Origin of the sequence: Actinotignum timonense, from assembly GCF_002860685.3 — a bacterium.
GTDB lineage: Bacteria > Actinomycetota > Actinomycetes > Actinomycetales > Actinomycetaceae > Actinotignum > Actinotignum timonense.
This window is the reverse complement of sequence record NZ_CP136960.1, coordinates 855,339-870,768: the sequence shown is the minus strand read 5'-3', so window position 1 is coordinate 870,768 and position 15,430 is coordinate 855,339. Positions and strand designations below refer to the sequence as shown.

Sequence of the window (15,430 nt, the reverse complement as noted above, 5' to 3'; positions counted from 1 at the left end):
GGGGCCTCCCCTTTCTCTTGCACTAGGTGCTGCTAGTTGTTAGCGGCGGACGATGGGGGTATCAACACCATCCCCGTCCCAGTCACCAACCAGCATCTGGTCACCAGACCGGCCATAGTAGAGGGTGATATCAGCGTTCCCGCTCTTGAGCGAGTTCGCCACAAACACCTGGTTACCACGGCGAACAGCGAAGGTATCCTTACCATCGCCATCCCAGTCACCAACAAAGATCTGGTCACCGGCTCGCCCGTAGGAGAAGGACGTTTCCGCCTTGCCGCCCGTGAGAGTGTTATTCACGAAGAACACATTCCCACGCTGCACCGCGAAGGTATCCTTGCCATCCCCGTCGAAATCACCGGCGAGCAGCACGTCGGCCTCGCGCCCGAAGCTGAATACCTGGTCGGCATCCCCCGAGCGGATCGAGTTGAGGACGAATACCTGGTTGCCGCGGCGTACCGCGAAGGTGTCTTTACCGTCTCCATCCCAGTCACCAACCACGATGGTGTCATCGGCACGTCCGAAGGAAATCACTTCATCAGCCACGCCTCCGGTGAGGCTGTTCTGAATGAAGATCTGGTTACCGCGGCGCACTGCCAAGGTTTCCTTGCCGTCACCATCCCAGTCACCGATGAGGACCTGATCTGCGGCTCGCCCGTAGGAGAAGACCTGCTGAGCAACCGTGGAGACCCAATCGTTGGACAGGTAGAACACGTTTCCGGTATCACCCGGCTTGCCCGGCGTGCCCGGTTCGGGCGCCGGAGTACCCGGCGTACCAGGCGTACCCGGCGTCGGGTTCGGCGCAGGAGTCGGGTTCGGCACCGGCTGGCCCGGCGTCGGATCCGGAGTACCCGGCGTGCCCGGCTCACCCGGAGTGGGAGACGGCGCCGGAGCACTCTCCTGAGTCACCGTAACCGTGACGGTCTTGGTCACGGCAGCCCCGGCAGCATCGGTGGCAATGAGGGTCACCGTATTCTCGCCCGGGTTGAGCACCGTGCCCGGTGCCAGGGTGAGAGCGGTATCGCCCGCGGCCCCAGCTGCACCGTCGTCCTTCACCGTGTACTTGGCGAGTACCTCGGCGGCCAGGGCCTGCCGGTCAAGAGCGCCGGCGGGCGCCGTGAGTTCCACGGTGTCCGGGCCCTCGATCACGGGCAGGCTGTCCTTCGTGAAGGAGATGGACTGCGCGGTGGAGTTACCGGCCAGGTCGGTACCTTCCACCGTGAGGGTGTAGGTACCGGCCGCCAGCTCCGCGGTTTCCACGGTGTAGTTGAGAGCGGTCGCGGCATCACCGGCGGTATCGCCAGCTGCTGCGTCGTCGGCAACCGGAGCATCGGCCTCAGCCATAAGTCCAGCCGCATCCTTCACGCCCGCAACCACGCGGGCGGCGTCGTCCTTATCCGCCACGCCGTTCGCATCGGTCTTGACGGCCTTCGCGGCATCCGCACCGTTCGCACCGGCATCGTTTCCGCCACCGAAGTAGGTCTTGACGTCCACGAGACTGTCCTCAACGGTCTGGCCGAGCAGACCCGCATCGGTGCTCTGCTCGCTGAGCACGTTCCCGTTGAGGAGAACGCGCGCGGCCTTGAGGTTGGGGTCGGTCACGCTGGTGGCAATGGCAGCGCCGTCGCGAATAACCGCGCCGTCCGTGCCGTTGATGCTCACCGCCGGGCCTTCCTTATCCACCACCACGGGGATGGTGTTGAGCAGGGTATTGCCCATGCTGTCACCGAATTGCACAAGGACCGTATCGCCATCCGCAACGGGGAATGCCTGGTTGAAGCTGCGGGTATTGGTCTTGGTGCCGCCCACGGTGTGGTCGATAATGCTGCGCACCACCGAGCCGTTGATCTTGAGTTCGTAGCCCCAGGCATCATCGGAAGCGGTACCCGCGAAGGTGACCTCATCCGAATTCGCGTAGAGCACGCCGTTGTACAGGGTCGGTTCCGTGAAGGACACCTTGGGGTACCCGGTATCCCAGAACACGCGCAGGATGCTATCCATGCGGACCTTACCCTCGGTATCGGTCACCTTCATGTGGAAGGCGTTAATACCGGTGGTCACCGGCACCGCGGTTTCGAAGGTGCCATCGGCCTGCACGCTCACGTTAATCGGGTCCGGAACCACGTAGGCGCCGGCCTCGTTCACGGTCACGCGCGGCTGGAGCACAAAGGCGGACACGCCCTGCGCCTTACCGCGCAGCACCAGCTTGCCGTCCGCCGTGGTTTCCGCGGTAGACATATCCGGTAGGCACGTGGTGCCGAAGCACTGCACATTCGTGAAGGTGGGTGCTTGGTACGACGACGTATCTTCCGCCACGACCTCCCGGCCTTCGTAGGTGACCGTTTCGGTGGTGGTATTCCCACCATCGGAGGCCACCACGGTGGCGCTGACGGCGTCAGCTTCCGGGGTGAAGGTCGTGGTGAATCCGCCGGTGGCATCCACCGTGACATCCGTGCCATTCACCTTGACGGTGAGGGTGGCACCGGGGCGCTCATCGCGCACATTACCGGTGATCGTGACCGAACCATCCTCGGCCACCGGCTGCTTACCGCCGGCATTGAGGGAGGTAATCGCCACGCTCGGGGCCACCGTATCGTAAGTGACGGTCAGCATCGTGCGGGTGATTTCGCGGCCGTTATCACCGTAGGCAACCACGGGGATCTCCTGGGTACCCGCGGTGAGCGGGACCAGGGCGGCGAAGAATCCGCCACCGAGCTCCGCATCGGTGCCGGCCACGGTGACGCGGGCCACCGCATCGGAAGCCAGACCGAAGACGGTCAGCTTGCCGTCCTTGACGAGGCGGTGATTCGGGGTGAAGACCTGGGTGTTATAGGTGTTCAGGCTCGGGATCTCGATGGCGTTCGCGCCCAGCACCTTGGTGACCATGGTGTTATTCATGCCCTGGTCGGCCACGGTAACAATCACGTAGGAAACGCCTTCGGGAAGCACCACTTCGAAGGAAGAATCGGAATTCTTGGTGACCGGCTTGATCTGGGTGCCCTTATCCGTTTCCACCATCGGCGAGGAGAAAATCCCCGAGCCGGTTTCGGTCACGGTGAAGGGCAGGATCTTCTGGCCGTCACGCTCGAAGGGTTCACCCACGGAAACTTCGGGAGCCACGGTATCCACGCCGAAGGGCATATCGAGGGTCTGCCAGTCGAAGCGATCACCCAGGCGCGCCTTGACGCGGTAGGTGTAACGCCCGTCCGGAATTGCCTTAAAGCTCGCGCTGGACGCATCCCACACCGTGCCATCGAAAGCATGGGTGCGATAGGCCTGCGCAATATTCTTCGTGCCCAGGGCAGTACCGGCGATCTGGCGGGAAAGTTCCTGTTCCTCACCCACGCGCGTCACGAGCTTGCCGGCCGCATCGTAGATTTCGAACTGGGCTTCTTCCGCGTTACGCAGCTGCGTGAGATTCGGGACAACCGCATCAACGTTATTGTCCTTATTGGGCGAGAGCCAGAATTCCCCGAAGATATTGTTCTTCATGGGCAGGGTCATCCCGAAGATCGTGGTGGTCAGCTGGGAGGTGGAGGTATTTCCCTCACCCCAGGTCTGGCCCGGAGCCACGAAAATGGGTTCGGCGTTCCAGTCCCCGGCGAAGCCCAGGTAGGGCACCTTAATATCCGGGGTTTCTTGCACGCCTTCGAGGACCGCCCAGCCTTCCACGAAGTGGTTGCCCTTGCTCGGGGTGAGCGTGAAGGTAACCTGGGTGGTTTCCCCGGGTGCCACGGTGAGGACCTTGCGGTCCGCCGTCAGCGTTTCCTTGGAAATGAAGGTGGAGGTGGTGTCGTTCGCGTTATTCGTTTCGTTAACCACTTCCTGGCGCGGAATCGCGTAGGCCGCTTCCTTATCGCCGTGGTTGGTGAGGGTCACGGTGAAGGACACCGGCCCGTTCACCTGGCCCAGGGCCACCGAATTGGCACCGTCCACGCGGGCGTGCACCTGGGAAGCCAGGGCGTGATCCACGCGCACCAAACCGGCGCCGATCTGGCGCGGGGCGTAAGGAACGCCGTCGTGCCGCGGAATTTCCGCGGTGTTCATAAGCAGCGTTTCCGCAAGGCTGAGGCGATCCGCCCGGGACATATCCGGGAAGCGCTCACCGAGCACCTGAAGCACGCTGGCCATGGAGCCGGCCACGTTCGGAGCGGCCATGGAGGTACCGGACATCGAGCCGTAGGTATTGGAATTCAGGGTGGAGTAGACGTTACCGCCCACACCCGAAATATTCGGCTTGAAGTCCAGGTTGGAGGTCGGGCCCCAGGAGGTGAAGTTGGAGGGCGCGCCGGCCGTGGCCGAGGGCGTGGTCCGGGCTTCATCCGTGAGGGCGATGGTGACCGGGGTCTTAGCTTCGATTGCTTTCACGAGGCGCAGCGCATCGGAGCGGAACATCACGCCACCGGGGAAGGTGTATTCGTCAATACCGCCCATGGAGATCATGGAATCCCCGCCGGCTTCGTGGTTGTAGATAATTACACCGGCCGCACCGGCTTTTTGTGCGTTGCCGAACTTTTCCCCGAAGGTGATGCCGCCGCGCTCAATAAGAGCGTATTTACCGGCGGTATTTTCCGGGAATTCTTCGGGCTTGCCGGTACCGGCGGCTACCGCTTCGCGGGGCTCATTATCCGGCTTACCGGTGGCAAGTTCGTAGAAAATATCCTCGGACTTGTCCCCCACGGTCACGCGGGCGACCGAGCGGGTTTCAAAATTATTATCAATCGAGGCAACCGAAAGCGTGGCATCGTGAGCCGAGGGCGAGCCAATAACGCCGTCGTCCCATTTACCGAACATATCGTCTTCCCCGCCGCTCGGCGAGAAATTGAGCCCGGAGTTACCGGCGGAAATCACCGGGAGCACACCCTTGGCGCGCGCTTCTTCGATGGCCAGGCCCGCACCGTTGGAGTATCCGAAGCCGTTATCGGAGCCCAGCGAGAGGTTAATAACGTCGGCGCCCAGCTTCACGGAATCTTCAATGGCGGCAATAATATCGCCGTCGGCCGCGCCGCGCGAACGCGCCGGGTCATTGGAAAAGACCTTCATTGCCAGCAGCTGGGCATTGGGGGCCATGCCTTCCACCCGGCCGGTGGTTGCGAAGGTCTGGCCTTCATCCAGGCCGTTTGCCGCGGCAATACCCGCCACGTGCATGCCGTGCATGGACGAGGTGGTATCGACGATCTCGAAATTATCATCGGCGTAGTTGTAGCCGTTGGGAACCTTGCACGTGAAGGCGGGATTCGCAGCGGTGTTAATATTCTTAATCTTCGCGGTATCGCAATTGTCGATGCGCATATCGCGGTGAGTCGGGTCGATACCCGTGTCCACAATCGCAATAACCATGCCGGTGCCGTCCGCGCCGGCATCAGCCAGGGCCGCGGGCGCGCCCTGCATATCGCGCGAGGCATCTTCGAGGGGCACATTTTCCTGCGGCTGCGTTGCGAGGGCACCTTGGGCGAGCGCCTGCGTGGTACCCGCGTTCTGGGCGAGCGCGCTTTGGGCGACGGCGCGGGAAATATCGGCAGCGCGTTCGGTCGCGGCCACGTCTGTTGTTTGGTAGACGCGCTCACGCTTGACCGAGGCCACCGCGGCTTCCGCTTCCAGAGCCGCCATCTTATCCGCCGGCATCGTCGCGGCGAAACCATTGACGAGGTAGCCGAACTGGCGCTCAAGCTGCAGACCGTACTTCTCCGACCACTGTGCCACCAGGTCTTCCTGCGTGGCCAGGCTCTGCGCCTCACCGGTATCGCTGCCCAGGCGAGACTGGTCCTTGAGGAGCACAATAACCCGCACCCGCTCATTGGAGCCCTGCAGATCCTGGAAGGCAGCCAGCTCGGGGTTATCGGGAGAGAAGAGACCGGCGAAAGCGCCGGCGGGATTCGACGGCGCTGGCTGGTCCGCAGCGAGCGCCGGAGTAGTGAGTACGCTTAAGGCGAGCGCAGCCGTGACGGATAATCCGCCCAGGCGGCGCCAGTTAAAACCTGTCACACCTTCTCCTAACTTCGTGACGGGAGGGATCCCGTCGGGGAATCCGGTGTTGTCATTCCTGCACGGAGGCCAGGGTTCGGGAGAGGTAGGGCGACGGCGCACGCGGCGCAGCCTCCCCACCCCGCCGCGCATATCTACCAACCAGTGGAGAAGTTATGCACCCCTCCCGCTCAGCCTCTCACCCTTGAGCGATAGACCGGCAGTGCGTGACGCGTGGGAATACCGGATGCGGGCTATCATCGCAAAGAATGGTGCGCATCCGTCCAGAGCGTCCACAACGTGAACACTTCCGTTAGGTCATTGATATTTATGCGCTTAAAATTCGGGGCGCGGAGGCGGGCCGGGCAGCGCCGCGCAGAGCGGGCCGCGCGGAGTATCCCACGCGGCTCACCACCGCGCGCTCACGGCACGCCCGTTACTGGCGCGGCTGCCGGATCAGCGGCCAGGGATCCAGGGTTTCCAGGGCGGCCACAATGGAGAGCAGCAGCTGTTCTTCCCCGAAGCGGGTGGCACCCACGTGCACCCCGAAAGGTAACTCCGTGCCATCGACTTCCGCGCGGTGGATCGGGATGGCTACCGCGGCCGGTCCAAACATATTCCAGGAGCTGGTCCACGGGCTCACAATGCACTGGCGCCGGAAATCTTCAGCCGGATCATCCGGGCAGCACACCCAGGCCGGGTCGGCCGGCGGAGTACCGAGCGCCGGACTCACAATCACGTCATAATCCGCGAAAGCCTCCCCCATGCGCCGAGCAATGGCGTACATTCCCTGCAAGCCGGCCATGAGTTGCGGCGCGGTTGCTTCCCGCCCGCGAGCGCGCAGCCACCGGCTCATCGGGGTGAGGAGTTCCTCGCGTTCGGGCGGGAGCGGGATAGCAGCCGCGCCCGCCTGCCAGATCGGCATAAAGGATTGCCAGGCTTCCGGCCCGAAGGGCCGCGCGATCTGCTCCACCCGCGCACCCATAGCACGGAAATCTTCCGCGGCCCGCGCCACCGCCTCCAGGCAGGCGGGGTGGATCTCGGTATCAACATTGAGCGGTTCGGTGAGCACCCCCACCCGCAGGTCAGCCAAGGCGAGGGCGCGGCTGCGCGATTGCGGCCCGCACCCGAATTCCGCATCCAGGGTGGCCAGGTAGTCCCCCGCTCCCGGGTAGGGGCTCCAATCCCCGGGCCGGCGCCGCGCAATAATATCGAGTCCGGCCGCCAAATCGCGGGCAGTCCGGGCCAGCACCCCGGCGGTGGCCAGCCCGCTATCGGAGAAGAAGGAGGATCCGGGTCCGGGTGAGACCAACCCGTGGCTGGGTTTGATGCCGAGTACCCCGCAGTGCGCGGCGGGAATGCGGACCGAGCCGCCGCCGTCGTTCCCGTGCGCGATGGGGACCACGCCGGCCGCAACCGCCGCGGCCGCTCCCCCGGAGGATCCGCCGGCGCTGCGGGCCAGGTCCCAGGGGGTGCGCGCGGGGGTGAGGCCGTCCGGTTCGGTGTAGCCGACGAAACCGAATTCCGGGGTGGTGGTTTTTCCGATGGTCACGGTGCCGGCGTCCAGGATGGACTGGGCTACTCCGCCGGTGGTGGTGGCGATATTTCCGCGCATGGCCCGCGAGCCGTATTCGGTGGGCAGGCCGGCCACGTCGTCGAGGTCTTTGATGGGGAAAGGCACCCCGGTGAGCGGCCCTCCCCTGCCCTCTTTCAGTTGCGCGGCGGCGGCGTGTGCCTGCCGCAGCGAGAATTCTTCTGCGATATGTGTGAATGCACCCACCGCGGCGCCGCGGCTGCGGGCCCGTTCCAGCACCCGTTCGGTATGCGCAACGGGGTCCACACGGCCGGTGCGCATGCGCCGCGCCAGCTGCATGGCAGAAAGATCCAGGGGGTCGACGTTCTCCTCAAGAAATTCCATGTTCACAGTGTACGTGAGATAGGGCACGTTTGCCGCGAGCGATGGCATATTAAGTTTCGGTGCGTTTCCCTTCGGTTTCCGTGCCGGCGCGGGCGGCCCAGGGCCCGTGTTTCGCCCGTTCCACGGCTTTTTCGCGCGCCGCAGCGGTGGGGATGGCCAGGTTTTCCATTAGCTCGGCTATCTGCGTGGCAGCATTTTTTTCACGACGACGCCGCAAGCTGGCTGCGGTGGCGGCAATCTCCTCCGTTGATAAGTTCTGGGACAGCTTGGCCTTGCCAATAATCTCCGTGACTTTAATATCCACGCCCACGATGGCGCGCAGCATGCGGCGCAGCTGGTCAGGCCGCGCGTGGGTATCGGGGCGCCAGGTGCCACCGTGGTGGGCAATTTCGTGGGCGTCTACTAATTCTCGCAGGGTGGGGATGAGCCAGGCGGGATCCTCGTGGATAGTGAGCTCGCCGCGCAGGTGCACGGTGAGGTAATTCCAGGTGGGAACCCGGGCCAGCGGCGCATCTGCCGGGCCGGGTGGCATATCGGAGGGTGATATATAGGTATTTGGCCCGGTAACCACCATAAGGCAGGGCCCGCTATCGCTCGCCTGGGGATTAATACGTGCCATATGGCTGTGGAGGTGGAGAGTGCCGGCGTCGTCGTACTTAATATTAAAAGGAAGGAGGGTGGCGTCCAGGCCGCGCGGGCCGGCCGTTATTAATTCTCCCACCCCGATTTGGGCAGCTAGTTCCACCGCGCGTTCCGGTTCCAACGCAAAACGACTCGCCACGTACATGACAGCCAGTGTAATGCGCGCGGCTACGGCGTGCGCATGACCTCCACCGGGTCACGGTAGGCCGCAAAAATCGCCGGGGGAATGCAGGCGAGCAGCGCCACGAGCACCGCGAGCACCCCCACCGCCACCGAGAAATCGAGGGCGACCGGATTACCGCTCAGCCGGCAATAACCCCAGGCCGCGGCGATGCCCAGCGCGGTGCCGCCCACCGCCGGGTAGGCAATGCGCGCGATCACCAAGGCCACCAGCCCGCCGCGGGTAATGCCGAGGGTACGGCGCCGGCCCAGGTCGCGGCGGCGGATAAGCACGTCGGCCAGGACCACCGCGGCGATAAAGAGCGCCCCCACCCCGAGAATGAGAATGAGGAGGGCGCGACCCATGCCCGCGACCTGCCCGGTCACGGCCACGCCCTGTTTCGCCTGGCTGACGGAGCTGCGGATAATGAGCTTGGCGGGATCGAAATCCCCAATGGCGGCGAGCGCAACATCGGTCACCGCAGCAATATTTTCGGCGTCGTTGGCCAGCGCGGTCACCCGCACGTAGGCACCCGAGCCACCCCCGGCCAGGAGGTAATTATCGAGGTCCTCGAATCCGCCGCTGGGGGTGAAGGAGCCGACCACGGCCCACTGCCGCCCACCGCGCGATTCCACGTACCCACTGGGGAAGGCCAGGCGCAGCTGCGGCAGCATGGCTTCGGGCACGATAGCTTCTCCCGGACCGGGATAACGCCCGGCTGTTAATGTAATTATTTTGGAGATGTCGCCACCGGTTTCCACCAGGGCGAACAGCTGGGAGGCCGGGCCGAGCGATCCATTGACCACGTCCACCGTGCTCCGGTATCCCACTACCCCGGCCACCCCGGAGGTGCCGTGCAGGGTTTCCAAGAATGCTTCGGGGAGCAGCCCGGCGTTTTTTTGATCTATGAGGGTGAGCTGGCGGGCTTGCGGGCCGGTGAGCTGGCGGTGCAGCTCGGCTTCGGTGGCGGCCTGACGGCCCACCGTCACGAGCGACGCCGCGCACATCACCCCGAGCACCAGGGCCACCAAGATGGTGGTGACCAGGGCCCCGAGCGCATTTTTCGCGCCTTCGCGTAGCAAAACAGCGAATTTCATAGTCGCACCACCTCATCTGCCGCATTGACCACCGTGGGATCGTGGGTGGCAATAATGACACTGCATCCGGATTCCGCGGCTTCGCGCAGGGCGCCGAGCACAAGGTTGGCATTATCCGGGTCGAGGTTTCCGGTTGGTTCGTCGGCCAGGATAAAGGTGGGGGAATTGACGAGGGCGCGGCAGACCGCCACGCGCTGGGCCTGCCCGCCGGAGATTTGCCCGGGCCGGTGGTCGGCGCGGTGCTCCAGGCCCAGGCCGGCCAGGAGTTCACGGGCACGGGTGCGGGTGGCTGCCAGCGAATGTCCCGCGTAAAGCCCGGGTTCCATCACGGAATCGAGGACGGGCCGGGTGGGGTCAAGTTCGGAATCTTGGAAAACGAAGCCGATCCGGCGGGCACGCAGGCGCGAGCGCTCCCGGTCGGTGAGCTCGCTGGCGGCGGCGCCGTCAATAAGGACCTGCCCGGAGCTGGGCGTGAGCGTGAGCCCGAGGAGGTAGAGCAGGGTGGATTTGCCGCGCCCCGAGGCCCCGGTCACCGCGGTAATGGCGGCGGGGGCGAAAACGTGGGTGAGGCCGTCGAAGAGTTCTTCGGCGCCTTTCCGGTAACGGAAGCGCAGCTCACGGGTGGCGATGCCGGGCGCGTCCATTACTTCGTGCTTTCCGGGCTCGGGGTGGCTTCGGTTTCTGCATCTGCGCTGGAGTCGGTTTCCGCGCCTTCGCTCGTGTCCGTGCCTTCGCTAGTTCCCGTGCCTGAATCTGCGCCGGGGCCGGTTTCTGCGCCTTCGCGGGAGCCGGTATCAGCGCCGGATCCGCCGGGCGCACCCGGGGCGCCGGCCTTCTTCGCGTCGGCCAGCGCATACACGCTTTCTCCGGCCCGCACGCCCTCGACTACCGCCAGGCCGCCGGCCACGGTCTGAACTGTGACGGTGCGAGGCGCGGCCTCCCCCGCGACCCTCACGCTCACGGTCCCATCCGGCATGGTGGATAGCGCGGAGATCGGCACGGTAGGCCCGGTCACCGCGGGCACAATCTCAATATCGGTAAGAAGATAGGCTTTTTGGCTCGCCGGCAATTCCCCGCACCGAGTGCCGCACAGCAAACCGCCGTCTTCCGCGGTAACAGGGACCTTGACCTGGCCCCCTTCTGTTTCCTCCGGCTCACCGGTAATACCGATGAGGGGCTGTTCGCCCAGCTTCACGCGGATCCCCATTCCCGGCTGAATCATAGCCTGCTGTTCGCGCGTGATTTCCATATAAAAACTGGGCGTTCCGGACACCGAGTTAATAATATTTTCACTTCCGTTCAGGGTCGCTCCGGGCCAAGCAATACTGCGGTCCAGGGTGAGCGCAGCTGGTAGTTGCGGCACTGCCACAAGTTCTCCCAGGCCGACGACGCCGCTCTGTTCCTGCCCGCGCGCTTTTTGCCACGCTTTCGTTGCCGCGGTGGTGGCGGGGCCAAATTTCCCATCTGCCACGGTGCGTGAGTAGCCGAGGGCGGCAAGGAGCCGCTGGTATTGGGAGACATCCTCACCTTCGGTTCCTTCGGCGAGGGGCCGCCAGAAGGGGGTGGAACCTTCTGCCGCGATTACCTCGGTATTTCCGACGGTGTAGAGGGTGTCGCCGGCGTGGAATTCTCCGTCTGCGGCAACGGAGGTGATGGTGCCGTTGAGCTGGTTCACGGCAACCGGTTGTGCCGCGCGTTCTACCGTGGTGGAGAGTGTGAGGGTGCGGCCAATATTTTGCTCGGTTACGGTGACGGTCATTGTCTCCGCTCCCGTTTGGGTGATCCGCTCCGGGGGTTTCAGGGTGGTGCGGCCCGCCCAGAATGCCAGTGCCGCCACGAGGAGGAGTGTTATCACACCTGCGAGGATCTGAGTTATTTTCTTGTTCATGGCAGCACGCCTTTCGTGGTAGCCACGCGGTTACACGTGAATGGTAAATATCATGGGGTTATTTTATGCCATAGAATTCTGTGGCGGGAGGAGTCTCCGGGCAGACTTTCCAGACCTCTACCGGGATTCGGAATCCAAGAGAACCGCCGTTATCCGGCCACCAGCGGTGCTCCGGATCGGTATGGAACTTAGCAACATAGGTTTCCCGAGCGGGACGTTTGGAGATATCAACCTTATAACCATGCGCTTCCAAGCAGGGAATATAGTATTCATCCCAGTAGTCCCACTGCACCCGCAGCTGATCCTCCGATAAATCAGTGATAAACTCCGGATCGGTAAAATACATCGATATGCACTCATAAGTGGCCAAGTTGTACGCCTTTTCTTGTGATTCCGGTATGGCACCATCAGAACCGATGCCCCCTTTGGGATTAGCATGAGACGCAAACCCCTTGCTGGTTAGGCACTCGGCTCTTTTAATATCCGATTCCTCTGATGGTGTCCGCCATTCAACCAAAGGAACATCGGGCGCGTCTTCAATCTCCCAGTAGTCCGCGTGCCGTTTCAACCACTTCTCGCGAAAAGCAAGCTTCTGTTCCTCGGTGGTGTAGCGCGGCGAGATTTTAATCTTCGCTTTCCAGGTATTCGGATCCCATTCGGATGCTTGAGCAACAGCGGTTTCGCTTGCGGTTTCGTTAACACTCTCGGAATCGGAACTCCCGCTCGCGCAACCATCCACCGCCACGAGTAGGAGACTCAGGGCACATACAATTCTGTTTCTCATTTCTTAGACCTCATTCCAATCCGTAAAACTGGGAAGCAGGAGGAGTATTCGGGCAGGTTTTCCATACCTCAAGAGGAATCTGGAATAAGAGCGATCCGTCGTTACTGGGGAACCATCGATGTTCCGCATCGGTGTGGAATGTCGCGACGTATGTCTCCCGGGCAGGCCGCTCAGAAGTATCGACGGTGAACCCGTGAGCCGCCAAGCAGGGAATATAGTACTCGTCCCAGTAATCCCATATCACTCGCAATTGATCTTCCGACCAGTCGGTAAGAAATTCTGGATTGAGGAAATACATCGCATAGCATTCGTAACTAGCCAAGTTATATGCCGCCTCTTGCGATTCTGGAATACTCCCATTGGAAGCGACCCCACCTTTGGGATTGACATGGGATCCAAAACCCTTGCCGGTCAAACACTCAGCCATTTTGATATTCGACTGTTCCAATGATTCTTGCCACTCCACGAGCGGAACATCCGGCGGATCCTCAATTTCCAAAAACTCCGCATCACGTTTCAGCCACTGCGCGCGGAATGCGAGTTTCTCTTCCTCCGTGTGATAGCGCGGCGAGATTTTAATCTTCGCTTTCCAGGTATTCGGATCCCATTCGGATGCTGAAGCCGCGGCGGTGCCGTGACTGGTTGCACCGGCACTTCCAGGATCGGAACCACCCGCGGCGCAACCGCCCACCACTATGAGTAACGAACTAAAAACCGGTAGAACTCTATGCTTCATGCAACACCCCTATCGCCAGCAGATCAGTCAATCCCATAAAACTCTGTAATTGGCGGCGCTTCCGGGCACACCTTCATAACTTCCGGCGTGATTCGGAAAGAAAGCTCACCCTTATTATCCGGCCACCACCGATGCTCAGCATCAGAGTAAAACGTCGTCGTGTAAGCTTCCCGCCCCGGACGCTCGGAAGTATCAACTGTGAAGCCATGTGCCGCAAGGCAGGGGATATAGTATTCATCCCAGTAATCCCACTGCACCCGCAACTGATCCTCTGTCAAATTCGCAAGAAACTCTGGGTTAAGGAAGTACATCGATTTACATTCATAGGCTGCCATACCTAAAGCCTCCTGCTGCGATTCAGGGATCGGAGGATCAAACAGAATTCCCCCCTGCGGGGGAACCTCAGCGGAGAACCCTTTACTCCGCAAACACTCCGCATTCTTTTCATTGTCCGCGCGCGGAGAATCCATCCACTCAACTAAAGCAATATCAGGTGGGTTCATAACTCCGATCGTCTCGGCATTACGCTCCAGCCAGCGTTTCCGGAAAGCTAACTTCTCTTCCTCACTTGTAAACTTAGGAGAAATCTCTATATCAGTTTTCCAAGAATCCGGATCCCATTCAGATGCAGCGGACGCTGCCAATTCACTGTCAGCATTGCCAGCAGTTCCGGAATCAGAACCGCCAGCAGCACAGCCAGTCAGCACTGTAAGGACAAACCAGAGAGTAGATCCAATCTTATGTTTCATGGCCGTACCTCATTCCACGCCATAAAACTGGGAAGCTGGAGGAATCTCCGGACAAACCTTTAACACCTCTGGAGGGATTTCGAATTCAAGAGATCCTCCATTGTTTGGCCACCACCGATGCTCAGCATCACTGTAAAACGTCGTGGCATAGGTTTCCCGAACCGGGCGCTTGGAAGTATCTACTTTGAATCCATGCGCGGCCAAACAAGGAATGTAATACTCATCCCAGTAATCCCATATCACCCTCAATTGATCTTCTGACCAATTGGTGAGAAATTCCGGATTCGGAAAATACTTCGCATAACACTCGTACCAGGCAAGGTCGTACGCCTCTTCTTGCGATTCTGGAATACCCGGGTCAAAAGCGACTCCGCCCTGAGGTGGCACATAGGCACTAAAACCCTTTTCTCTGTAACATTCGGCGTGCTTGGTATCCATCAATTCCACAGAGTTTTGCCATTCAACAAGAGCGACATCCGGAGGAGCTTCAATCCCAGAATATTCTGCATTACGTTTCAGCCACTGCGCGCGGAATGCTAGTTTCTCTTCCTCCGTGTGATAGCGCGGCGAAATCTTGATTTTCGCTTTCCAGGTATTCGGATCCCATTCGGACGGTGAAGCTACAGCTGTTTCACTTCCAGTTTCGCCGGCGCTTCCCGAGTCAGAATTACCGCTTGCACAACCACCCACCGCAATAAATAAGGAACTTAAGGTACATAGAATCCTGTTTCTCATCTCTCACGCCTCATTCCAAGCCGTAAAGCTCTGATTCTGGAGGGATATTAGGGCACTTTTTCCATACCTCAGAAGGAATTTGAAGTAGTAATGATCCTCCGTTATCAGGCCACCAGCGGTGTTCCGGATCGGTGTTGAAGCCGGCAACATAGGTTTCCCGCGCGGGACGCTCGGAAGTATCAACAGTAAGGCCGTGAGCCGCCAAGCAAGGAATATAATACTCGTCCCAGTAATCCCACTGCACCCGCAACTGATCCTCCGTCAAATTCTCAAGGAATTCCGGATTAGGGAAATACATCGCTTGACACTCATACAGGGATAAATCAAATGCTTGCCGCTGCGCTGCTGGCACTGCCGGGTCATAAGTGATGCCGCCCTGGGGAGCAGCGTGCGCCCCAAAACCCTTACCCCTCAAACATTCTGCAGTTTTATTATCGAAGAGCTCCAGAGATTTTTGCCATTCAACAAGAGACACACTAGGAGGGGCTTTCAATTCCATAAATTCTGCATTGCGTTGTAACCACCGGTCTCGAAAAGCTAACTTCTCCTCCTCCGTAGTGAATTTAGGAGAAATCTCTATATCAGATGTCCAAGAATCCGGATTCCATCCTGCCGAGAGAGCGTCAGTAGAATGCGAACTCGCGGTCTTAGTGGAATTATCAGCAACCGCACATCCCGCAAGAAGCAGCACAAGAATGCAGCCGAAATACCCAAGGCAGCATTGTCTACGCTCTACCCGTCCCACGAAATTCTCCACGAC

The 15,430-nt window shown here is 60.9% G+C and carries 11 protein-coding genes; all 11 read right to left on the bottom strand.

What is annotated here, in order from left to right; all coding sequences use genetic code 11:
* Nucleotides 1-39: 39 nt before the first annotated feature.
* The 11 genes from CYJ17_RS03575 to CYJ17_RS03525 all read right to left on the bottom strand — a co-directional run bounded on the left by CYJ17_RS03575 (nt 40) and on the right by CYJ17_RS03525 (nt 15,427).
* Nucleotides 40-5,982 (bottom strand): S8 family serine peptidase, encoded by a 5,943-nt coding sequence (locus CYJ17_RS03575; protein ID WP_180948654.1) that lies wholly within the window; start codon nt 5,980-5,982, stop codon nt 40-42.
* Nucleotides 5,983-6,397: 415 nt separating this feature from the next.
* Nucleotides 6,398-7,879 carry an amidase gene (locus tag CYJ17_RS03570; protein ID WP_087071126.1) on the bottom strand — a complete coding sequence of 494 codons (1,482 nt, stop codon included), beginning with the start codon at nt 7,877-7,879 and terminating at the stop codon, nt 6,398-6,400.
* A gap of 49 nt (nt 7,880-7,928) precedes the next feature.
* Entirely contained in the window at nt 7,929-8,666 is a 738-nt protein-coding gene (locus tag CYJ17_RS03565; protein WP_087069955.1) for an FMN-binding negative transcriptional regulator, read from the bottom strand.
* Between the two features lie 23 nt (nt 8,667-8,689).
* The gene (locus tag CYJ17_RS03560) at nt 8,690-9,778 is read right to left on the bottom strand and encodes an FtsX-like permease family protein (RefSeq protein ID WP_087069956.1); all 1,089 of its coding nucleotides are present in this window, start codon (nt 9,776-9,778) and stop codon (nt 8,690-8,692) included.
* Nucleotides 9,775-10,422 carry an ABC transporter ATP-binding protein gene (locus tag CYJ17_RS03555; RefSeq protein ID WP_016441826.1) on the bottom strand — a complete coding sequence of 216 codons (648 nt, stop codon included), beginning with the start codon at nt 10,420-10,422 and terminating at the stop codon, nt 9,775-9,777. Before CYJ17_RS03555 ends, CYJ17_RS03560 begins: the two co-directional genes overlap by 4 nt.
* Nucleotides 10,422-11,666: a peptidoglycan-binding domain-containing protein gene (locus CYJ17_RS03550; protein WP_087069957.1), complete on the bottom strand. Its 1,245-nt coding sequence runs from the start codon at nt 11,664-11,666 to the stop codon at nt 10,422-10,424. The genes CYJ17_RS03555 and CYJ17_RS03550 overlap by 1 nt, the downstream gene beginning before the upstream one ends.
* 58 nt (nt 11,667-11,724) lie before the next feature.
* Nucleotides 11,725-12,411 carry a hypothetical protein gene (locus tag CYJ17_RS03545; RefSeq protein WP_234984411.1) on the bottom strand — a complete coding sequence of 229 codons (687 nt, stop codon included), beginning with the start codon at nt 12,409-12,411 and terminating at the stop codon, nt 11,725-11,727.
* 49 nt (nt 12,412-12,460) lie between these two features.
* On the bottom strand, nt 12,461-13,186 hold the full coding sequence (locus tag CYJ17_RS03540; RefSeq protein ID WP_087069959.1) for a hypothetical protein: 726 nt from the start codon (nt 13,184-13,186) through the stop codon (nt 12,461-12,463).
* A gap of 23 nt (nt 13,187-13,209) precedes the next feature.
* Nucleotides 13,210-13,935 (bottom strand): hypothetical protein, encoded by a 726-nt coding sequence (locus CYJ17_RS03535; protein ID WP_087069960.1) that lies wholly within the window; start codon nt 13,933-13,935, stop codon nt 13,210-13,212.
* Nucleotides 13,936-13,944: 9 nt separating this feature from the next.
* Complete coding sequence (locus CYJ17_RS03530; RefSeq protein WP_087069961.1) at nt 13,945-14,670, bottom strand: hypothetical protein; 726 nt, start codon at nt 14,668-14,670, stop codon at nt 13,945-13,947.
* A gap of 10 nt (nt 14,671-14,680) precedes the next feature.
* Nucleotides 14,681-15,427, bottom strand: a complete 747-nt coding sequence (locus CYJ17_RS03525; protein ID WP_234984412.1) for a hypothetical protein — start codon at nt 15,425-15,427, stop codon at nt 14,681-14,683.
* Nucleotides 15,428-15,430: the final 3 nt, after the last annotated feature.